At 68.4% G+C, this 20600-nt stretch carries 17 protein-coding genes; 14 read left to right on the top strand and 3 right to left on the bottom strand.

Going from position 1 to position 20600, the window contains the following annotated elements; all coding sequences use genetic code 11:
* Positions 1–89 precede the first annotated feature (89 nt).
* The 4 genes from AL072_RS06125 (at position 90) to rpmB (ending at position 4337) form a co-directional block, all read left to right on the top strand.
* Complete coding sequence (locus tag AL072_RS06125; RefSeq protein ID WP_144428160.1) at positions 90–1730, top strand: ABC transporter ATP-binding protein; 1641 nt, start codon at positions 90–92, stop codon at positions 1728–1730.
* A gap of 73 nt (positions 1731–1803) precedes the next feature.
* The gene (meaB, locus tag AL072_RS06120) at positions 1804–2802 is read left to right on the top strand and encodes a methylmalonyl Co-A mutase-associated GTPase MeaB (RefSeq protein WP_045581078.1); all 999 of its coding nucleotides are present in this window, start codon (positions 1804–1806) and stop codon (positions 2800–2802) included.
* A 213-nt stretch (positions 2803–3015) separates the two neighbouring features.
* Positions 3016–3765 (top strand): phasin family protein, encoded by a 750-nt coding sequence (locus AL072_RS06115; RefSeq protein ID WP_045581079.1) that lies wholly within the window; start codon positions 3016–3018, stop codon positions 3763–3765.
* 272 nt (positions 3766–4037) lie between these two features.
* On the top strand, positions 4038–4337 hold the full coding sequence (gene rpmB, locus AL072_RS06110; RefSeq protein ID WP_045581080.1) for a 50S ribosomal protein L28: 300 nt from the start codon (positions 4038–4040) through the stop codon (positions 4335–4337).
* A 361-nt stretch (positions 4338–4698) separates the two neighbouring features.
* Here rpmB and AL072_RS06105 read toward each other — a convergent pair whose 3' ends face one another.
* Complete coding sequence (locus tag AL072_RS06105) at positions 4699–5292, bottom strand: regulatory protein RecX (RefSeq protein WP_045581081.1); 594 nt, start codon at positions 5290–5292, stop codon at positions 4699–4701.
* Between the two features lie 155 nt (positions 5293–5447).
* On the opposite strand from AL072_RS06105, the gene AL072_RS06100 reads away from it, so the two are divergent.
* The 5 genes from AL072_RS06100 to AL072_RS06080 all read left to right on the top strand — a co-directional run bounded on the left by AL072_RS06100 (position 5448) and on the right by AL072_RS06080 (position 10382).
* Positions 5448–6251 (top strand): ABC transporter permease, encoded by an 804-nt coding sequence (locus AL072_RS06100; protein WP_045581082.1) that lies wholly within the window; start codon positions 5448–5450, stop codon positions 6249–6251.
* A 125-nt stretch (positions 6252–6376) separates the two neighbouring features.
* Positions 6377–7549 (top strand): aspartate aminotransferase family protein, encoded by a 1173-nt coding sequence (locus tag AL072_RS06095; RefSeq protein WP_045581083.1) that lies wholly within the window; start codon positions 6377–6379, stop codon positions 7547–7549.
* Entirely contained in the window at positions 7546–8487 is a 942-nt protein-coding gene (argF, locus tag AL072_RS06090; RefSeq protein ID WP_045581084.1) for an ornithine carbamoyltransferase, read from the top strand. The genes AL072_RS06095 and argF overlap by 4 nt, the downstream gene beginning before the upstream one ends.
* A 264-nt stretch (positions 8488–8751) precedes the next feature.
* The gene (locus AL072_RS06085) at positions 8752–9693 is read left to right on the top strand and encodes an Hsp33 family molecular chaperone (RefSeq protein WP_045581085.1); all 942 of its coding nucleotides are present in this window, start codon (positions 8752–8754) and stop codon (positions 9691–9693) included.
* 92 nt (positions 9694–9785) lie between these two features.
* Positions 9786–10382 (top strand): YajG family lipoprotein, encoded by a 597-nt coding sequence (locus tag AL072_RS06080; RefSeq protein WP_045581086.1) that lies wholly within the window; start codon positions 9786–9788, stop codon positions 10380–10382.
* Between the two features lie 31 nt (positions 10383–10413).
* Here AL072_RS06080 and pdxR read toward each other — a convergent pair whose 3' ends face one another.
* Positions 10414–12024 (bottom strand): MocR-like pyridoxine biosynthesis transcription factor PdxR, encoded by a 1611-nt coding sequence (pdxR, locus tag AL072_RS06075; RefSeq protein WP_144428159.1) that lies wholly within the window; start codon positions 12022–12024, stop codon positions 10414–10416.
* Between the two features lie 245 nt (positions 12025–12269).
* Here pdxR and AL072_RS34180 point away from each other — a divergent pair, with 245 nt between their 5' ends.
* Positions 12270–12479 carry a hypothetical protein gene (locus AL072_RS34180; protein WP_144428158.1) on the top strand — a complete coding sequence of 70 codons (210 nt, stop codon included), beginning with the start codon at positions 12270–12272 and terminating at the stop codon, positions 12477–12479.
* Between the two features lie 256 nt (positions 12480–12735).
* Here AL072_RS34180 and AL072_RS06070 read toward each other — a convergent pair whose 3' ends face one another.
* Complete coding sequence (locus AL072_RS06070) at positions 12736–14628, bottom strand: potassium transporter Kup (RefSeq protein ID WP_082108841.1); 1893 nt, start codon at positions 14626–14628, stop codon at positions 12736–12738.
* Between the two features lie 240 nt (positions 14629–14868).
* Here AL072_RS06070 and AL072_RS06065 point away from each other — a divergent pair, with 240 nt between their 5' ends.
* From AL072_RS06065 to AL072_RS06050, 4 genes are all read left to right on the top strand, one after another.
* Positions 14869–15975 carry a GGDEF domain-containing response regulator gene (locus tag AL072_RS06065; protein WP_045581088.1) on the top strand — a complete coding sequence of 369 codons (1107 nt, stop codon included), beginning with the start codon at positions 14869–14871 and terminating at the stop codon, positions 15973–15975.
* A gap of 151 nt (positions 15976–16126) precedes the next feature.
* Positions 16127–16693: a hypothetical protein gene (locus tag AL072_RS06060; protein WP_045581089.1), complete on the top strand. Its 567-nt coding sequence runs from the start codon at positions 16127–16129 to the stop codon at positions 16691–16693.
* A gap of 14 nt (positions 16694–16707) precedes the next feature.
* Entirely contained in the window at positions 16708–17229 is a 522-nt protein-coding gene (locus tag AL072_RS06055; protein WP_045581090.1) for a hypothetical protein, read from the top strand.
* Positions 17230–17440: 211 nt separating this feature from the next.
* Positions 17441–20590: an error-prone DNA polymerase gene (locus AL072_RS06050; RefSeq protein ID WP_045581091.1), complete on the top strand. Its 3150-nt coding sequence runs from the start codon at positions 17441–17443 to the stop codon at positions 20588–20590.
* Positions 20591–20600 lie beyond the last annotated feature (10 nt).

The raw sequence follows: 20600 nt of genomic DNA, 5'->3' as shown, positions 1-20600 counted from the left end.
TCCCTGCTTCCTAAATCAACCCGATGCTCCCCCCTCACCCCGACCCTCTCCCCGGGGGGGAGAGGGGGATATTGCGGACGTTCGCCGACATGACCCTGATGCCCCCCAACCCCGACCTCCTTTCCGTCCGGGGCCTGCGCGTCGATTTCCGCTCGGGCGGCGGCGCGACACAGGCCGTCAAGGGCGTGTCCTTCGACATCCAGAAGGGCGAGACGGTGGCGCTCGTCGGCGAATCGGGATCGGGCAAGTCGGTCACGGCGCTGTCGATCCTGCAGCTGCTGCCCTACCCGATGGCGCACCACCCCGCCGGCTCGATCCGCTTCCGCGACACCGAGCTGCTGGGCGCCGACGAGAAGACGCTGCGGCAGGTGCGCGGCAACCGCATCGCCATGATCTTCCAGGAGCCGATGACCTCGCTGAACCCGCTCCACAGCATCGAGCGGCAGATCAACGAGACGCTGGTCCTGCACAAGCGCCTGTCGGGCGGCGCCGCCCGCTCCCGCACGCTGGAGTTGCTGCGGCTCGTCGGCCTGCCCGATCCGGAAAGGCGGCTGACTGCCTACCCGCACGAACTGTCGGGCGGCCAGCGCCAGCGCGTGATGATCGCCATGGCGCTCGCCAACGAGCCCGACCTGCTGATCGCCGACGAGCCGACCACCGCGCTCGACGTCACCATCCAGGCCCAGATCCTGGCCTTGCTGAAGGATCTGCAGAGCCGCTTCGGCATGGCGCTGCTGCTGATCACCCATGACCTGGGCGTGGTGCGCAAGATGGCGGACCGCGTCTGCGTGATGAACCAGGGCGAGATCGTCGAGCAGGCCAAGGTCGACGACCTGTTCATCCGGCCCCGGCACGCCTACACGCAGAAGCTGCTGTCGGCCGAGCCGCGCGGCAACCCGCTGTCGCCGCCCGAGGACGCGGCGGAGGTGATGGCGGCGGACCGGCTGAAGGTCCATTTCCCGATCAAGAAGGGGCTGCTGCGCCGCACCGTCGGCCATGTCAAGGCGGTGGACGGCGTCGACGTCGCGGTCCGCCGCGGCCACACCGTCGGCGTGGTCGGCGAATCGGGGTCGGGCAAGACGACGCTCGGCCTTGCGCTGCTGCGCCTGCATGCCAGCGAGGGCGCCATCCGCTTCGACGGCACCGACATCCAGGGCTGGGTTCCCAAGCGCCTGCGCCCGCTGCGGCGCGAGATGCAGATCGTCTTCCAGGATCCCTACGGCAGCCTGTCGCCCCGCCTGTCGGTCGGCCAGATCATCGGCGAGGGGCTGGGCATCCACGGCATCGGCGACCGTGCCGACCGCGAAGCGATGGTGTCCCGCGCGCTGGAGGAGGTCGGGCTGCCGCCCGACTCGCGCAACCGCTACCCGCACGAATTCTCCGGCGGCCAGCGCCAGCGCATCGCCATCGCCCGCGCCCTGGTGCTGAAACCGAAATTCGTCGTGCTGGACGAGCCGACCTCGGCGCTCGACATGTCGGTGCAGGCGCAGATCGTCGATCTGCTGCGCGACATCCAGGCCCGCCACAACCTCGCCTACCTGTTCATCAGCCACGACCTGCGGGTGGTGCGGGCATTGTCCAGCCACGTCATGGTGATGAAGGACGGCAAGGTGGTCGAACAGGGACCGACCCAGCGCATCTTCGAGGCGCCGCAGCAGGACTACACCCGCGCCCTGCTCGCCGCCGCCCTGAACCTGGAGGCGGTGGAGTCGCCGGCGGTGCGGACCTGAGGTTCGGAGGCTTTATTCGCGACCGCTCCGCGGGTAGGGTACCGCTCCCCTCGCACTGACCGATCCCGCAGCCATGACCGACACCGCCCCGCCGGACGCCGCCCGCCTCGCTGAAGCCGTCCGGTCGGGCGACCGGCGGGCGCTGGCCCGGGCGATCACGCTGATCGAATCGACCCGCGCCGACCATCGCGCCACCGCCGAGGCGCTGCTGGCGGCGCTGTTGCCCCACACCGGCAATTCGGTGCGACTCGGGATTTCCGGCGTGCCGGGGGTGGGCAAATCGACCTTCATCGAGGCGTTCGGGCTGCATGTCATCGGGCTCGGGCACAAGGTCGCGGTGCTGGCGGTCGATCCGTCGTCGCAGCGCACCGGCGGCTCGATCCTGGGCGACAAGACCCGCATGGTCGATCTGTCGCGCGAGCCGGACGCCTTCATCCGCCCCTCGCCCGCCGGGGCGACGCTGGGCGGGGTGGCCCGCCGCACCCGCGAGGCGATGCTGATCTGCGAGGCCGCCGGCTTCGACGTCATCATCGTCGAGACGGTGGGCGTCGGCCAGTCGGAAACCGCGGTCGCCGACATGGTCGACCTGTTCATGCTGCTGCTGCTGCCGGCCGGCGGCGACGAGCTGCAGGGCATCAAGAAGGGCATCGTCGAGCTGGCCGACCTCGTCGTCGTCAACAAGGCCGATGGCGATCTCGCCGCCACCGCCCGCCACACCGTGGCCGACTACCGCCACGCCCTGACCCTGCTGCGTCATGGCGACTGGCGGGTGCCGGTGCTCAGTTGCTCCGCCGTGCGCAAGGACGGCATCGCCGCCATCTGGACCACCATCGGCGAGCACAAGGCCCTGACCGAGGGCAACGGCGCCCGTGCCATCCGGCGGGCGGAGCAGGCCCGCGCCTGGCTGTGGAGCGAGATCCGCGAGACGCTGATCGACCGCTTCCGCGCCCACCCGGCGGTGCGCGCCGACCTGGCGCGTCTGGAGGCGGAGGTGACCGCCGGCACCACCATCCCGGCCGCCGCCGCCCATCTCCTGCTGGGACGCTTCCTCGACCGGCCGGGAAGCGCATAATCCGAACAGCTTATGCTGCACCGCAACAAATCCGTTGCGCCGCACCAGCGGTAGGGATATTCTGCTTCGGGCGGGAAAGGGGCGGAGTGTGCCGATTCGGCCGCGTCGAATTGGACATATCGCTTGGGCCGGGGTGCCCGCGGTCTCCTGGGGTTACGCCGGAGCGGCCTTTCCGTTTCCGCCAACGTGCCTTCGATTATGGGAGACGACGCCATGACCGCTCAGCCGACCCCCGCCAACGTCCTGACCCTGTTCACACAGGCCGGATCGCTGGCCAAGACCAATGCCCAGACCACCGCGGCCAAGTCCGCCCGTGTCGCCACCCTGATGCAGGATGGCTACCGCCGCTGGTTCGATGGCGTGACCACCACGGTCAACGACGCCAGCCGTCTGGCCGCCGGGCTGGGCAAGGCCCGCAGCCCCGCCGATCTGGCGGCGCTGCAGCGCGACTGGCTGTCCACCACCCAGACCCGCGTGACCGAGAGCGTGCAGGGCTTCCTGGACGTCTCCACCAAAATCGCCGCCGAGATCACCACCTTGCCGGCTGCCGCCGCTCCGGTGGCTGCGGCTCCGGCCGCCCCCGTGGCCGCCCCGGTGGCTGTGGCCCCCAAGGTGGACGCGCCGCAGCCGGAAGCCGTCGAGCCGGCACCGGTGAAGGCCGAGGCGCCGGTCGCCGCCCCCATCGTGGAGGCGCCCGAGCCCATTCCGGTTCCCGTCCCGCCCCCGGCCCCCGTCGAGGTTGCCGAGACAGCGGCGATCGCCACCGCCGTCGCCGCCGAACCGGCCGAGGTCCCGGTGAAGGAACCGGTCGAGGCGGTGAAGACCGAGACGGTCGCTCCGACTCCGGCCGCCCCGGCCGCCGCTCCCGCCGCGGTCAAGGCCGATGCCAAGCCTGCCCCGCGCCGCGGCGCAAAGCCTGCCCCCGGCAAGCCGGCGCCGAAGGCCCCCACCTCCCTGAACTGACAACAGCCGTCAAACGGTCGCTGCCGAGGCATGGTGCGGCAAGACATGGTGCGGCAAGACATGGCGCGGCGCGTCTCTTCACCCGATCGAAGAGGCCGCCGCGCTTCGACTCGCGAAATGTCCTGGGCCGGCTGTGACGCCTCGAGCTTTTTGAGGATTTCATCTGGATCCCGGCTTGACGACCCCGCTTTTGTTCGACTATATAGCGGCCTCCTTCGGGCGGCGGGCCGTCCGATACCGGGTTTCATTTGCTAAAGTAAAGGATCAGTCCGATGGCACGTCGGTGCGCCGTGACCAACAAGGGCACGCAGTTTGGCAACAACGTCAGCCACGCCAACAACAAGAATCGCCGTCGCTTCCAGCCGAACCTCCAGGACACGTCGCTGCTCAGCGACAGCCTGGGGCAGCTGGTGCGTCTGCGCATCTCGGTGAACGCGATCCGCTCGATCGAGCACAAGGGCGGCCTCGATGCCTTCCTGCTCGATGCGAAGGACGACGTGCTGAGCCTGGAAGCCCGCCGCCTGAAGCGTCGCATCGCCAAGGCGCAGGAGAAGCAGCAGGCCGCGGCCTGACCGCTTCCCCTGTCTCCGGGACGCGTTTGGTGTGCTGAAGCGGGGCGCTTGCCGCTCCGCTGACGAGATTTAGGACGCGTACAGGACGATTCCGACTCCCGGTATGAGAGCGGCGCGCGACATCCGAAAGGGTGCCGCGCGTTTCGTCGTTTTCGAGGGTGGAGTGCTGCGCTGGCTGCCCCCTCCCCATCCCTCCCCCGCTCTCGGCCGGCCGATGGCCGGTCCGATCGCGGGAGAGGGGGCAGGACGTTTGGCAACGGCACGACTGTGTCGGTGTGTGGCGGAGTTCCCTCTCCCGCGGAAGCGGGGGAGGGTTCGGGAGGGGGCCGACGGACGAAAGCTGATCCACTCCTCTCCCCCCTCACTCCCCCAGCACCTCCTCCGGATCCTCGGCATCCACCACCCGGCGGGCGATCTCATAGCCGAATCCGGCCCGGCCCAGCGCCGCCATGTCCTTCTCGCGGTGCGTCGCCCGCTGTTCCGGCAGCCGGTACGGGCCCAGCCGCCGGCGCTTGGCGAGCGCCAGCGCCGCCGACAGGTCAAGGTCCGGGCCGACATCCTCGCGCAGGCTGTCCAGCGCCTTGTCGGCCTCGTCACGGCCGATGCCCTTGCCGGCCAGCTTCTGGGCGATCAGCCGGGTCGAGGCACCGCGGCGGTGCAGGCTCTCCGTGCGCATGCGGGCATAGGTCTCGTCGTTCAGCAGGCCGCTGCGGACATAGCGGGCCAGCAGCTCGTCGACCCAGCGCACGCCCTCCTCCCGGTCGGTGCCGTGGGCCTTGGCGGACAGGTCGACCTTGCGCATCAGCACCCGGCGCAGATTCGACGTGGAGCTGGCGAATCGCTCCAGATAATAAAGCGCCGCATTCTCCAGATACTGCGGTGTCACGCGTTTCGGCGGCTTTCGCCCCGGCCGGCCCGAAGGCACATCGGCGGAGCGCTTATCGTCGGTGTTCATGGCAGTCCCTTCGGCGGCGGCGGTTGCCGGATGGGCTGGCCGCACGTACAGTCCGTGACCCTCCCGGCGCCCTTTCCTGGCGAAACAGACCCGCCCTCCCCGGCCGCGACCGCGACCATGGAGAAGCCGGCTCCCAACAGGCAGATCGTGACGCGATGACCCTTCCCCTCCCTCCCATGCCGCGCGATGTCGGTTCCGTCAACTGGATCGGCTTGTGGACGCTCTACGCACGCGAGGTGCGGCGCTTCGTCAAGGTCCACCAGCAGACCGTCTGGGCGCCGGTTGTGACGACGCTGCTCTATTACGCGGTGTTCGCCCTGTCGCTCGGCTCGGCTGTGCGGATGGTGGGAAGCACACCCTACCTGGAATTCCTCGCCCCCGGCCTGATCATGATGGCGATGGTGCAGAACGCCTTCGCCAACACCTCCTCCTCGGTGGTGATCGCCAAGGTCCAGGGCAACATCGTCGACATCCTGATGCCGCCGCTGTCGCCGATGGAACTGGTCAGCGGCTTCGTCTTCGGCGGCGTCACCCGCGGCATCGTGGTGGGTCTGGTGACCGGGCTTGCCATCTGGGCTGTGATCCCGATGCACATGCCGCATCCGGGCTTCGTGCTGTTCCACGCCGTCATGGCGTCGATGCTGCTGTCGTTGCTGGGTCTGGTCGGCGGCGTCTGGTCGGAGAAATTCGACAACATCGCGGCGGTGACCAACTTCGTGGTGACGCCGCTGTCCTTCCTGTCCGGCACCTTCTATTCGGTCGATACCCTGCCGCCGGTCTTCTGGTGGGTCGCCCATTTCGACCCCTTCTTCTACATGATCGACGGTTTCCGCTATGGCTTCATCGGCACGTCGGACGGGTCGCGCTGGCTCGGCGTGGCCGTGATGCTGGCCACGAACGCCGGGCTGTGGTGGCTGGCCTGGCGCATGTTCAAGACCGGCTACAGGCTGAAGGCGTGAAGCTTCCGCGAAAGCAGCGTCTTTTCCGCCCTCTCCGTTGACAGAACCCGTCGTTCTCCGGATATTTGCCGTTCCCGGCGGCCAGCCATGGCCGCCGGATTTTCCTTTTTTGGGAGTCAAACGCCGTGATCCCCGTCGTCATGCCCACATACGCCCGCGCCGACATCGTGTTCGAGCGTGGTGAAGGTCCGTATCTCTACGCGACCGACGGGCGACGATTCCTCGATTTCGCCGCCGGCGTCGCGGTGAACGCGCTGGGTCACGCGCATCCCTATCTGGTGGAAAAGCTGACCGAGCAGGCGAAGAAGCTGTGGCACACCTCCAACCTGTTCCGGGTCGCCGGGCAGGAGAGCCTGGCCAGCCGCCTGACCGACGCCACCTTCGCCGACACCGTCTTCTTCACCAACTCGGGCGCCGAGGCGTGGGAATGCGGGGCCAAGGCCGTCCGCAAGTTCCATTATGAATCCGGCAACCCGCAGAAGAACCGCATCATCACCTTCGAGCAGGCCTTCCACGGCCGCACGCTGGGCGCCATCTCGGCCGCCAAGCAGGAGAAGCTGGTGCACGGCTTCGACCCGCTGCTGGACGGCTTCGACCAGGTGCCCTTCGGCGACCTCGATGCCGTGCGCGCCGCCATCACGCCCGCGACCGGCGGCATCTGCGTCGAGCCGATCCAGGGCGAGGGCGGCATCCGCGCCGGCTCGGTGGAGTTCCTGCGCGGCCTGCGCGCGCTGTGCGACGAGCATGGCCTGCTGCTGTTCCTGGACGAGATCCAGTGCGGCATGGGCCGCACCGGCAAGCTGTTCGCCCATGAATGGGCCGGCATCACGCCGGACGTCATGTGCGTCGCCAAGGGCATCGGCGGCGGCTTCCCGCTCGGCGCCTGCCTCGCCACCGAGCGTGCGGCGTCGGGCATGACCGCCGGCACCCACGGCTCGACCTATGGCGGCAACCCGCTGGCGACCGCCGTCGGCAACGCCGTGCTGGACGTCATGCTGGCGCCGGGCTTCCTCGACGACGTGCAGCGCGTGTCCGGCATCCTGCGCGGGCGCCTGGAGGAGCTGATCGCCAAACATCCGGCGATGTTCCTGGAGCTGCGCGGCCAGGGCCTGATGCTGGGGCTGAAGCTGGGCCAGCCGGTGGGCGAAATGGTGGCGAAGCTGCGCGCCAACGGCCTGCTGTCGGTCCCGGCCGGCGACAATGTGGTGCGGCTGCTGCCGCCCCTGACCATCGGCGAAGCCGAGGTAGACGAGGCCGTCGGGATTCTCGACCGGACGGCGCAGGAGTGCGTTGGATGAGCGGCGACAACAAGGACGTTCGGCATTTCCTCGACATCGACCGGATGGATGGCGCCACCCTGCGCCGCCTGCTCGACCATGCCGTGCGCATCAAGGCCGACCTGAAGGCGGACCGGCTGGCCCATTCGACCCTGCTGGCCGGCCGTTCGCTGGCGCTGATCTTCGAGAAGCCCTCCACCCGCACCCGGGTGTCCTTCGAGGTCGGCATGCAGCAGTTCGGCGGCAAGGTCGTGGTGCTGAAGCCCGACGACATGCAGCTGGGCCGCGGCGAGACCATCGGCGACACCGCCCGCGTGCTGTCGCGATTCGTCGACGCGGTGATGGTCCGCACCACCGGCGAGGAGCGGGTGCACGAACTGGCCGCCCATGCCAGCGTGCCCATCATCAACGGCCTGACCGACCAGACCCACCCCTGCCAGATCATGGCCGACCTGATGACCTTCGAGGAGCATCGCGGTCCGATCGGCGGCCGGACGGTGGCCTGGATCGGCGACTGCAACAACGTCGCGGTCAGCTGGGCCCATGCAGCCGTCCGCTTCGGCTTCGAGCTGCGCCTGGCCTGCCCGACCGTCTACGGCCCCTCGCCGGAGCTGCTGGCCTGGGCGGAGCGCGAGGGCACCGGCCGCCTCGTCGTCACCGACCGGCCGGAGGACGCGGTGCGCGGGGTCGAATGCGTCATCACCGACGCCTGGGCCTCGATGCACAACACCGACGTCGACGAGCGCGCGGCGATCCTCGCCCCCTATCAGGTGAACGAGGCGCTGATGGCGCACGCCCACCCCGACGCGCTGTTCATGCATTGCCTGCCGGCCCACCGCAACGAGGAGGTGACCGACGGCGTGATCGACGGCCGCCACTCCGTCGTCTGGGACGAGGCGGAAAACCGCCTGCACGCCCAGAAGGCGATTCTCGGCTGGTGCATGGGCGTTCTGGACTGACGGGCCGGTTCGCCCCCTCCCTGACCCTCCCCCGCTCTCGGCCGGCCGAAGGCCGGTCCGATCGTGGGAGAGGGAATTGGGCAGCGGAGCGGCGGAGTTCCCTCTCCCTCGAAGAGGGGGAGGGTTAGGGAGGGGGCAAAGCGCCTCCCTACACCACAGGCCCCCCCATGCATGGGTGCCTTGCCGGTCTTGATTCGGCCGCTCCCCGCCCCGATCTTGCGGCCTACGCCCCCATCACCGGCCTTTTGTCAAGGAATCCGCCCTATGGACGATCCGTCCGTCCGCCCGCTCACCGATGATTTCGTCCTGCCGTTCCAGATCGAGGCGTCGCGCCTGCGTGGCCGCGCGATCAAGCTGGGGCCGGCGATCGACGAAATCCTGACCCGCCACGACTATCCGCCCACCGTCGCCCGCTTCCTCGCGGAGACGGCGACGCTGGCCGTGCTGCTCGCCAGCATGCTGAAATACGAGGGCATCTTCACCCTCCAGACCAAGGGCGACGGGCCGATCCGCCTGATGGTGGCCGACGTCACCTCGGTCGGCGACGTGCGCGCCTACGCCCAGTTCGATGCCGAGGCGCTGGCCAAGGCCGAGCGGGACGTGGAGATCGCCCCGGCCGCGGCGCTGCTCGGCAAGGGCTACATCGCCTTCACGGTGGACCAGGGCGCCGACACCGACCGCTACCAGGGCATCGTCGAGCTGTATGGCAAGACGCTGACCGACTGCGTCCAGCATTATTTCCGCCAGTCCGAGCAGATCGACACCGGCCTGACCGTCTCGGTCGACCGCGCCGTCGCCGCGGACGGTTCCTTCGGTCCCTGGCGGACCGGCGGCATCATGGTCCAGCGTCTGCCGCAGGAGCAGAATGTCGTCGCGTCGGACAACGAGGATGATTGGCGCCGCGCCATGGCGCTGATGGCCAGCGTGTCCGGCGACGAGCTGCTGTCGACCGAGCTGCCGGCCGCCGACCTGCTCTACCGCCTGTTCCACGAGGACGGCGTGCGCGTCTATGACGGCCAGGCCCTGCGCTTCGGCTGTCGCTGCTCGCGCGAGCGGGTGGAAACCATGCTGAGCAGCCTGCCCCGCGCAGAGGTGCAGGAACTGAAGATCGACGACGGCCGGGTCGAGGTGACCTGCCAGTTCTGTTCGACCGACTACCACTTCACCGATGCGGATCTCGACCGGGTGTACGGTCCCGCCGCCTGAGCGGGAATAGGGTCCGACACCAGCGCGTTCATCGGGGCGCGGCGTCCGCGCCGCGCCCCTTTCCTTTTCCCCAGCCCCGAACCGGAGCCCCCATGCTGTCGCGCCGCCTCCTCCTCGCCGCCGGAACGGCCACCCTCCTGCTCGCCGCCTGCCAGAGCACGCCGCCGCGCCCGGCGCCGCGCCCGATCGACTTTTCCAATTTCGGGCCGATCGTGCTGAATGCCGGGATCGTCGACGTGGTCGATTCCTACCGGCCGATGGGGGCCAAGCATGTCGAGGGCCGCTCCCCCGTTCCGCCGGCCGAAGCGGTGCGGCGCTGGGCGGCGGAGCGGCTGCAGGCGGCCGGCGGGCCGGGGCGCGTGCGCGTCACCATCCGCGACGCCGGCATCGTCGAGGTGCCGCTGCCCACCAAGAAGGGCATCAGCGGCTATTTCACCAACGATCAGGCCCAGCGCTATGACGGCCGGATCGAGGTCGAGGTCGCCGGCGAGGTCCCCGACACCGGCAGCGGCGGCTTCCGCGGCGTGACGCGTTCCACCGTCACCCAGTCGACCACGGTGGCGGAGAACATCTCGCTCGCCGACCGCGAGGCGACCTTCCTCGACCTCACCCGGCGGATGATGGACGACCTGAACGCCCGGCTCGACGCCGGCATCCGCAAGGATCTGGCGCCGATGGTCCGGCGCTGACCGGCGGCAGAGGGGGCGGGCTTGGGAATGCCTACCCCCTTTCGCCGGTGTTGCCGGGAGACTCCGTCTGGCGTAGAACCCGCCCGAGGCGACGCAGCGGTTCCGCAACCTCCGCCCCGGACATATGAGCGTAGCCGATCCGCGTCCCTCCTACCAAGGGCCTGCCGGTCCAGAACTGTCGGGCGGGCAGAAGACGCACCCCCGCCGCTCGTGCCCGCGCCATGAAACCGGCCGTGTTGACCGGCGCGTCGAACTCCACCCAATAGGCCAATCCGCCATCCGGTACCGAGAAGCGCACACCCGTCCCGAGATTCTGCCGCAACAGGTCGGCAAAGCCCTGCCGACGCTGGTCGTAGACCTGCCGGGCCTTGTCGTTATGGCGCTGCAGAGTGCCGGAATTGATCAGTTCGGACAGTGCCAATTCCTTCACCGGATCTCCCAACCGATCGATCTGGGCCACCCACGAAGCGGCGTCGCGGATGAATCCGGCCGGCCCCGTGATGAAACCGCTGCGCACATGCGGCGACAGCAGTTTGGAGAATGAGCCGATGTATATGATCCGCGCATCCGGCGCCCGGTTGGCCAGCGGCAGCAGCGGCTTGCTGGCAAAATGGAACTCGTGGTCGTAGTCGTCCTCGACGATGGTGAAGCCGTAACGCTCCGACAGCTCGAGCAGCCGTCGGCGCCGCTCGGGGCTCAGCGACACGGTGGTGGGAAACTGATGGTGCGGCGTGACATAGACGCAGGCGAGCCCACGCGTCCGACACAGCCCTTCCAGAATGTCCACCCGCATCCCTTCCCCGTCCACCGGAACCAGCGCCAGATCCGCCCCGGCCCGACGGAACGCAGTCCGGGCCTGCCCATAGCCCGGCTCTTCCAGCGCAACCGTCCTGCCCGGTCCGGTCAGGATGCGGGCCGCCAGAAAAATAGCCATCTGGCTACCACGGGTCAGGCAGATGCGGTCCGGCGTGGTGGCCATGCCGCGGTTGAAATTCAGCATGCCCGAAATCGATCGCCGGAGCTCAGGATTGCCCAACGGGTGCTCGTCGGCCAGCCTGTTGCTTCGGCTGAGCCGCCGCAGCGCCCCATGATAGGCCTGCGCCAGGGCCGACACCGGCACCAGCCGGGTGTCCGGAGCGCCATCGTCGAAGACGATCGTGGTGTATGGCGGCGGCTGAGGAACCGGCTGGGACGATCGCACGGGCTCCGGATGCCGGTCGATGCCCGTCTCGGCGGTCGAACGCTGCGCTGACGGGGGGCGCAGGCAGACGAAGGTACCGCGCCGGCCTTCCGTCGTAACCCAGCCGGCGGCGATCAGCTCGTCATAGGCCAATTGCACCGTTTTGCGATTAACATCCAGAAGTTGTGCAAAGGTTCGGCTGCCCGGTAGCGGACTACCGGCGGGCAGCCGCTTCGAACGGATGCCTGCCACCACCGCATCGTAGATTTGGATGTGGATCGCCCGCTGGCTGTCCTCATCGAGGGGAATATGAAGTGGCCACGGTCTGAGCATCTGGACCATCCAGATTTTAAGAACTGGAGGATGCACCCTGAAATCGAGTGTGTCATACAGAAAACGCAACCAATGAGCAACAAAACAAACCTCGATGCACAATGCGTGCAGCTCGCATTTGGCATGCAAGGAAGAAAGTCTTGAACAGTACCATTTCTGATTTGAACAACGCCGCTGATTCGGTTGCCAAAAGAAATAATCCGATATCACTGGGCACGCTTTTTTTAGTATTCCGAAAAAGCTGCTCTAAAAACTCCGACATCATTGCCATACCCGAGAAAATTAATTGCGATCTCGGACTATGGCCTATGATTTTGACATCTCAGACAAGATGACAGTCAACTGACCATCAAAACCAAGCCAAGGAGTTAACTATGGGCGCGCTGATCACCGAAGCTATCTCGAATTTTTTCAACGGCCCCGCTCTCGAACAGATGGCCGCACAAATAGAAGGAATTATTTCCGAAGGAGGGGCATCCATTGGAAATGCAATTATTGATGTTCTTGTGGGCGCTGGAGTTCCCATGGCTGAAGCGGAGGTTGCTTCCGAGGCAATCGTGATCGGATTGGCGGTGGCGGCGTAACCCTTCCGCCATGATTGAGGACTAGATCGGATCGCGTAAAATCGACGTCGATTTGAAGCGTGAATCCGATCGCCAATCAAAGGGCTGGAGTTTCATGCGTTTCATATGAAACGCATGAAACTCTAAAATTGCCGATTGAGTCTGTTTGAGAAACGATCCACCGTCATCCGTCCCTTCGTCACAGGCTCCAGGGTCCCAGTCCGCAAGACCGGGACCTTTTCGTTTCCACCGTCCCGGTCTTGCGGCCGGAAGCCCCTCAGATCTCCAACTGCATGCCCAGTTCGACCACGCGGTTGGGCGGGATGCAGAAATACTCCGACGCGCTGGTCGACAGCTTCGACAGGAAGATGAACAGCGGTTCCTGCCAGCGCGGCAGGCCGAGCTTGCCGTGGCTGCGGATCAGCGTCTCGCGGCTGACGAAATAGGTCGTCTCCATCGGCTCGAACGGCAATCCTGGAATCCGCCTAGTCTCCAGCGCCTGCGGGATGTCGGGTTCGTCCTTGAAGCCGAAATGGACGATCAGCCGGAAGAAGCCGGCGGACAGCGCCTTCAGCTCGAACCGCTGGTCATCGGGCACATGGGGCACATCCTCGATGTCGACGGTCAGCAGGACGACGCGCTGGTGCAGCACCTTGTAGTGCTTCAGGCTGTGCAGCAGCCCGGGCGGCAGGCCGCGCGGGTTGCCGGTCAGGAACACGGCGGTGCCCGACACCCGCTGCACCGACCCGCCCTTCATCCGCTCCATCAGCAGGTCGAAGGGCAGCGCATCCTCGGCCAGCCGCTTGCGCACCACCTCGCGGCCGCGCCGCCACGTCGCCATCAGCAGGAAGACCAGCGCGCCGACCACCAGCGGGAACCAGCCGCCCTCCTCGACCTTGACCAGATTGGCCAGGAACAGCGCCATGTCGACGGTCAGGAACACCGCCAGCGCCAGCACCGCCTGCCACAGCTTCCAGCGGCCGAGCGAGCGCGCGACCTTGTAGGCCAGCAGCGTGGTCGCCACCATCGTCCCGGTCACCGCGATGCCGTAGGCGGCGGCGAGGTTGCTGGAGGTCTGGAAGCTCAGCACCAGCAGGAGGACGCCGGCCAGCAGCAGCCAATTCAGCTGCGGCATGTAGATCTGGCCCTTGGCATGCTCGGAGGTGTGCCGCACCTCCATCCGCGGCAGGTAGCGCAGATGCATCGCCTGCAGCGTCACCGAATAGGCGCCGGAGATCACCGCCTGCCCGGCGATGATGGTGGCCGCGGTGGCCAGCAGCAGCAGCGGCACCTGCGCCCATTCCGGCGCCAGATGGAAGAAGGGGTTCTCGATGGCGTCGGGCTCGTGCAGCAGCAGGGCGCCCTGGCCGAAATAGCACAGCAGCAGCGACGGCAGCACCAGCGCGTACCAGGCGATGCGGATCGGCTTGCGCCCGAAATGCCCCATGTCGGCATAGAGCGCCTCGGCACCCGTCACCGCCAGCACCACGGCGCCCAGCAGCAGGAAGCCGTGCCAGCCATGCTGGAACAGCATCTCGACCGCATGGCCGGGCCAGACCGCGGCCAGCACGCCCGGATAGCGCACGATCTGCCAGCCGCCCAGCACGCCCAGCGTCAGGAACCAGACCAGCATCACCGGCCCGAACAGCCGGCCCACCTTCTCGGTGCCGAAGCGCTGCAGCACGAACAGCCCGATCAGGATGGTCAGCGTGATCGGGATGACGTAGGCGTCCAGGGCGGGTGCCACGACATGCAGCCCCTCCACCGCGCTCAGCACCGAGATGGCCGGGGTGATCAGGCTGTCGCCGTAGAACAGCGCCGCCCCCATCACGCCGATCGCCATGACGATGCCGGTGCGCCGGTGTCCCGGCCGCATGCCGCGCAGTGCCAGCGCGGTCAGCGCCAGAATGCCGCCCTCGCCCTGGTTGTCGGCCCGCATCACGAAGACGACATATTTCACCGTCACCGTGATGATCAGCGCCCAGAAGATCAATGACAGCACGCCCAGGATGACCTCCGGCACCAGCGGAAAGCCGCCGCCCTCGGTCAGGCATTCGCGCAGCGTGTAGAGCGGGCTGGTGCCGATGTCGCCATAGACGACACCCAGCGCCCCCAGCGCGAGCGCGCGCAGCTTCGTCGCATGCTCGCGCTCGTCCATGCCTGCTTCCATACCCGGTCCGCTCCGATCGTTGCCCCATGCACTGCCATGCCTAAGGTGGGTTGCGGTTGCCGCGCAAGCACCGAATGGCTGAACGCGCCGCCGGCCCCGCCGATCCACCGCCATTTCCGCTCTTCCGGCCAGGAGGCGGAGCGGAGGAGAGGGGCGGCGCGGCGCTCGGCGCCGTTGCATCGTCCGCGGCGCCGTGCTTCCATCCATACGCGTACCGCGGACAGTCCCGAGCCGGCAGCCATGTCCAACGATTTCCTGTTCGCCCCGGACGCTTCCCCACCCCCGCAGGGCCCGCCGGGCGGGGAGAAGGCCTCCGACTCCGCCGTCCCGGATTTCGGCGCCCCGGACCCGGACGCCCCGCCCTGGCTGATCCTGGTCGCCGACGACGAGCCGGAGATGCATGCCGTCACCCGGCTGGCGCTGGCGCGGCTGCGCTTCCGCGGCCGTCCCGTCCGGCTCCTCGATTGCACCAGCGCCGCGGAGGCGGAACGGATCCTGCGCGGCACTCCGGACATCGCCGTCCTTCTGCTGGACGTGGTGATGGAGACCGAGGAGGCCGGCCTGCATCTGGTCCGCAGAATCCGCGAGGATCCCGGCAACCGCAGCATCCGCATCATCCTGCGAACCGGCCAGCCCGCCCGGGTGCCGGAAGAAGACCTCGTCCTCGCCTATGAGATCGACGGCTTCGCGGCGAAGACGGACATGACCGCGGGCAGGCTGATCACCTGCGTGGTCACGGCGCTGCGCGCCCATGCCGACTTCCGGGCGCTGGAACAGCGCGTCGCCGAGCGTACCCGGCAGTTGGAGGAGGCGACCGCCCGCCTGAACCGGCTGGCGGTGCTGGACCCGCTGACCGGGGTATGGAACCGCCGCCGCTTCCTGGAGCTGACGGAGGCGGAACTGGCACGGGCGCGGCGCCATGGCCGGCCGCTCGGGCTGTTCCTGCTCGATCCCGACGGCTTCAGGAGGATCACCGACACCCACGGCCTCGCGGCGGGCGACGCGGTGCTGCGCGCCCTGGTGAAGCGGGTGCGGGCGGCCCTGCGCATCTCCGACCATCTCGCCCGCTTCGGCGGCGAGGAGTTCGTCGTCCTGCTGCCGGAGACCGATGCCGCCGGCACCGCCGTCGTGGCGGAGCGGGTGCGCGCGGCCTTGGCCGACAGTCCGGTGCCGGTGCCTGGAACTGGGCCCGGCCCGCGGCCGGCGGAAAGCCGCGCCGTCACCGCCAGCATCGGCGCCACCGCCTGGCTGCCGCTGGAGCCGTCGGTCGAGCAGGCCTTTCACCGCGCCGAACGGGCTCTCCAGGCGGCCCGGCAGGCCGGCGGCAACCGGGTGGAGGTCGGATAGGCACGAAGCCCTCGAAAGCACTCCCCCGGGCGCCGGGCCGTTCCATATCAAATAACGTTGCAGCGCGGCGATTGAACGGCCGGGGCGCACGGGCTACTCCTATCGCCGGATGCCTCCTTATCGACAGCATTCCCGATCCGGGGACCAGCACATGTGGCAGAGCTACACCAACGCGCTCATCACCGCCTTCGGGCTGTCGGGCCTGGGGTTCGGCATCGGCAAGCTCGTCATTGTGCTTGGCGAGCGTGCGATCGAACGCCGCCTCGGGTCGGAGGGGGTGCGCGACGTCATCGCCCGCCGCGCCAAGATGGAGTCCCTGTTCGAGGCCCGCCGCGCCAGTCGGGTGCAGGAACTGAAGGAACTGGACGGCGCGGTGGAGGATGTGCTGCGCCGCCGCAAGGCGATGGAGCGGCAGGTCGAGGCGTCGCGCCAGTCAGGCGAACGGCTGGTCCGCCTGATCGGCGAGGAGGTCCATGGCTGCCCCTGCTATGTCGCCATGATCGTGAACAAATATGTCGGCACCGCCAGCATGCAGCAGAGCCAGCACGCCCTGATCGACGCCAGCTGGGCCCAGCCGCAGACCGTCGAGGTCTGGGCCCGGTCGATGGCGGAGGCGCGGACGGAGATCGAGCGGCGCTATCCCCCAGCCTTCGGCTATGCGGTGACCCGGATGCAGGAGTTCCTGTCCGCCGACACGCCGATCGCGAAGGCCGGGTGAGAGGAAACACGCGAATGGACGCCATGCCCTATGTCTTCGCCGGACTGGTCGGCTTCGCCTCGCTCGCCGTGTCGCTCCTGCTGGCGCTGCGCCGCCTGAAGACGTCGGAGGAACGGATCGCCACCGCCGTTTCCCGCAAGCAGGCGCAGGTCGAGCGGATCAAGAAGATCGCCCGCGTCACCCTGCGCCAGGCCCACGACCTGCGCGAGGCCCGCCGCCGAAAGACGATGGCCGAACTGGGTTGCGAGGATCTGGAACAGCGCCTGAAGGCCGCCGACGCGGCCGACCGCCGCGTCTATGTCCTGGACGACCGGCGCACGCCACAGGACGAGGGCTGGCTGCTGCGGGTGGTCAACATCGAATATGCCTCCCGCGTCAACGCCAACCTCACAACCGCGGCGCTGGGCAGCTGGAAGCGCGGCCGCCGCGTCCTGGTCTGGGCGCTGGACGAGAAGAAGGCGCGGGAGAAGGTCAACGCCCGGCTGCCGGAAAACAAGGGCTTCACGATCATGGGCGTGGAGTCCTACCTGGGGTAAGTGTCGTCTGACGATGCCCCCTTCCCCCCTCACGCGGGAGAGGGGATCAAGTGCTTACCTGATAAAGCAGCGATAGCCCCTCCCCCGCCCAGCGGAGGAGGTCAGATGGGGGCATCGCCAGCCGACACTCCCGCCACGGAGATGACATAAATCCTATTCTCAGGCTATCATCCCCAGGCGCATCCATCCACCCGCGCCGGGAAGCCTTGCCATGATCCGCTACGCCGAATTGCAGGTCGCCACCAGTTTCAGCTTCCTGGAAGGCGCCTCGCAGCCCGACGAGCTGGCATTGACCGCGGCGGCGCTGGGGCTGGCGGCGGTCGGGGTGACGGACCGCAATTCGCTGGCCGGGGTGGTGCAGATGCACGCGGCGGCGAGGAAGGCGGGGATCCGGGCGCTGATCGGCTGCCGGCTCGACCTGACCGACGCCGACAGCCTGCTGGCCTATCCGACCGACCGCGCCGCCTATGCCCGGCTGTCGCGGCTGCTGACGCTGGGCAAGAGGCGGGCGCCGAAGGGGGACTGCTTCATCACCCGCGCCGACGTGCTGGCCCATGCCGACGGCATGCTGTTCCTGCTGCTGTCCCCCGACCGCCGCGACGATGCCTTCCTCGCCGAACTGCGGGCCTGGCGCGGCGGGCTGGCGCGCGGACAGCTCCATCTGGCGGCGAGCCACCGCTATCGCGGCGACGACGGGCGTCGGCTGGGCTGGCTTGCCGGCCTGGCCGAGGCCGAACGGGTGCCGCTGGTCGCCACCAACGACGTGCTCTATCACGGCACCGGGCGGCGGACGCTGGCCGACGTGATGACCTGCATCCGCCACCACACCACCATCGACGAGGCCGGCTGGCGGCTGTCCGCCAACGCCGAACGCCATTTGAAGCCCGGCGTCGAGATGATGCGGCTGTTCCGCGACCATCCCGACGCCGTCGCCCGCACGGCGGAGATCGCCGACGCCTGCCGCTTCTCGCTGGACGAACTGCGCTACGAGTACCCCGACGAGGTGGCCGAGGGCGGCGACCCGCAGAGCCGGCTGGTGGAGCTGACCTGGGAGGGGGCAGCGGCGCGCTACCCGTCCGACCGCTTTCCCGGCGGCATCCCCGATGCGGTCCGGCTCACGGTGGAGCGCGAGCTGGCCCTGATCGCCGACCGGCGCTACGCCCCCTATTTCCTGACCGTCCACGACATCGTCCGCTTCGCCAGGGGCGAGGGCATCCTGTGCCAGGGGCGGGGCAGCGCCGCCAACTCCGCCGTCTGCTATTGCCTGGGCATCACCTCGATCGATCCGACCGAATTCGAGCTGCTGTTCGAACGCTTCATCTCCGCCGCCCGCGACGAGCCCCCCGACATCGACGTCGATTTCGAGCATGAGCGGCGCGAGGAGGTGATCCAGTACATCTACCGCAAATACGGCCGCGACCGCGCCGGCCTGACCGCCACCGTCGTCCGCTACCGCGCCCGCGGCGCCCTGCGCGAGGTCGGCAAGGCGATGGGACTGTCGGCCGATCTGGTGGGACGGCTGACCGGCTCGATCTGGGGCTGGAGCGGCCAGGGGGTGGACGCGGAGCGTGCCCGGTCGCTGGGCTTCGACCCGGACGACCCCAGGCTCGGCCGCACGCTGGAACTGGCGCAGGAACTGATCGGCTTTCCCCGCCACCTGTCGCAGCATGTCGGCGGCTTCGTCATCACCCGCGGCCCGTTGTCCGACCTCTGTCCGGTCGCCAACGCGGCGATGGAGGACCGCACCACCATCGAGTGGGACAAGGACGACATCGACGCGCTGGGCATCCTCAAGGTCGACGTGTTGGCGTTGGGCATGCTGACCTGCATCCGCCGGGCCTTCGACCTGATCGAACAGGTGCATGGCACGCGTTGGACGCTGGCCACGCTGCCCCAGGAGGATCCGGCGGTCTACGAGATGCTTGGACGGGCCGACAGCCTGGGCGTCTTCCAGGTCGAGAGCCGGGCGCAGATGAGCATGCTGCCAAGGCTGAAGCCGAAGACCTTCTACGATCTGGTGATCGAGGTCGCCATCGTCCGCCCCGGCCCGATCCAGGGCGGCATGGTGCATCCCTACCTGCGCCGCCGCAGCGGGGCGGAGGACATCACCTACCCGATGCGGGTGCTGGAACCGGTCCTGAAGCGGACGCTGGGCGTGCCGCTGTTCCAGGAGCAGGCGATGAAGGTCGCCATGGTCGGCGCCGGCTTCACCGCCGAGGAGGCCGACCGGCTGCGCCGCGCCATGGCCGCTTTCCGCAAGACGGGGCAGGTCCGCCTGTTCCACGACAAGTTCGTCGCCGGCATGACCGCCAACGGCTGCGACCCTGCCTTCGCCGAACGCTGTTTCCACCAGATCGAGGGGTTCGGCGAATACGGCTTCCCCGAAAGCCACGCCGCCAGCTTCGCCCTGCTGGTCTATGTCTCGGCCTGGATCAAGCGCCACCACCCCGCCATCTTCGCCGCCGCCCTGCTGAACAGCCAGCCGATGGGGTTCTACGCCCCGGCCCAGATCGTCCGCGACGCGCGCGAGCATGGCGTGACCGTCCTGCCGCCCGACGTGAACCTGTCGGGGTGGGATTGCGCGGTGGAGGAGTTTCCCTCTCCCGCTCCTGGAGAGGGCCGGCTGCGCCTCCGCCTCGGCCTCCGCCTGATCAGGGGCTTCACCGAGGAGCAGGCCAAGGTCATCGTCCTCTCCCGCGCCGGCGGCTACCGCGACCCCTACGATGTGTGGCGCCGTGCCCGCCTGCCGGTCGCCGTCCTGGAAAAGCTCGCCAAGGCCGACGCCTTCCGCTCGGTCGGGCTCGACCGCCGGGCGGCGCTGTGGGCAGTCCGGGCGCTGGGCGACCAGCCGTTGCCGCTGTTCGCCCGTCTCGACGGCCCGATGGCCGAGGAACCGGACGCGCCGCTGCCGGCCATGGCGCTGGGCGAGCATGTGGTGATGGATTACGGCAGCTTGTCCTTGTCGCTGAAGGCCCACCCGCTGGCGCTGCTGCGCGACGGGCTGCCCGGCGTCACCGCGGCGGAGCGGCTGGCGCAGACGCGCGATGGCCGGCGGCTGACCGTTGCCGGGCTGGTGCTGGTGCGACAGCGGCCGGGCAGCGCCGAGGGTGTCGTCTTCGTCACGCTGGAAGACGAGACCGGGATCGCCAATCTCGTCGTCATGCCCGACATCTTCGAAACCTTCCGCCGCGCAGTCATGACCGCAAGGTTGATGGCGGTCACCGGCCGGGTCCAGAACCATGACGGCGTGGTGCATCTGCGCGTCGAATCGCTGATCGACCTCACCCACCGGCTGGCCGAGTTGACCGGCGAGGACCGCCCCGCGGCAACGCCCTTTCCCAGGGGGCGCAATTTTCATTGAGGACGCCGAT

The organism is Azospirillum thiophilum (assembly GCF_001305595.1).
In the GTDB taxonomy this organism is placed as follows: domain Bacteria; phylum Pseudomonadota; class Alphaproteobacteria; order Azospirillales; family Azospirillaceae; genus Azospirillum; species Azospirillum thiophilum.
This window is presented reverse-complemented; position numbering and strand designations above follow the sequence as displayed.

Coding starts and splice junctions, on each gene's coding strand:
- AL072_RS06125 (WP_144428160.1), top strand. CDS start 90: ATGACCCTGATGCCCCCCAACCCCGACCTCCTTTCCGTCCGGGGCCTG.
- meaB (WP_045581078.1), top strand. CDS start 1,804: ATGACCGACACCGCCCCGCCGGACGCCGCCCGCCTCGCTGAAGCCGTC.
- AL072_RS06115 (WP_045581079.1), top strand. CDS start 3,016: ATGACCGCTCAGCCGACCCCCGCCAACGTCCTGACCCTGTTCACACAG.
- rpmB (WP_045581080.1), top strand. CDS start 4,038: ATGGCACGTCGGTGCGCCGTGACCAACAAGGGCACGCAGTTTGGCAAC.
- AL072_RS06105 (WP_045581081.1), bottom strand. CDS start 5,292: ATGAACACCGACGATAAGCGCTCCGCCGATGTGCCTTCGGGCCGGCCG.
- AL072_RS06100 (WP_045581082.1), top strand. CDS start 5,448: ATGACCCTTCCCCTCCCTCCCATGCCGCGCGATGTCGGTTCCGTCAAC.
- argF (WP_045581084.1), top strand. CDS start 7,546: ATGAGCGGCGACAACAAGGACGTTCGGCATTTCCTCGACATCGACCGG.
- AL072_RS06085 (WP_045581085.1), top strand. CDS start 8,752: ATGGACGATCCGTCCGTCCGCCCGCTCACCGATGATTTCGTCCTGCCG.
- AL072_RS06080 (WP_045581086.1), top strand. CDS start 9,786: ATGCTGTCGCGCCGCCTCCTCCTCGCCGCCGGAACGGCCACCCTCCTG.
- AL072_RS34180 (WP_144428158.1), top strand. CDS start 12,270: ATGGGCGCGCTGATCACCGAAGCTATCTCGAATTTTTTCAACGGCCCC.
- AL072_RS06070 (WP_082108841.1), bottom strand. CDS start 14,628: ATGGAAGCAGGCATGGACGAGCGCGAGCATGCGACGAAGCTGCGCGCG.
- AL072_RS06065 (WP_045581088.1), top strand. CDS start 14,869: ATGTCCAACGATTTCCTGTTCGCCCCGGACGCTTCCCCACCCCCGCAG.
- AL072_RS06060 (WP_045581089.1), top strand. CDS start 16,127: ATGTGGCAGAGCTACACCAACGCGCTCATCACCGCCTTCGGGCTGTCG.
- AL072_RS06055 (WP_045581090.1), top strand. CDS start 16,708: ATGGACGCCATGCCCTATGTCTTCGCCGGACTGGTCGGCTTCGCCTCG.
- AL072_RS06050 (WP_045581091.1), top strand. CDS start 17,441: ATGATCCGCTACGCCGAATTGCAGGTCGCCACCAGTTTCAGCTTCCTG.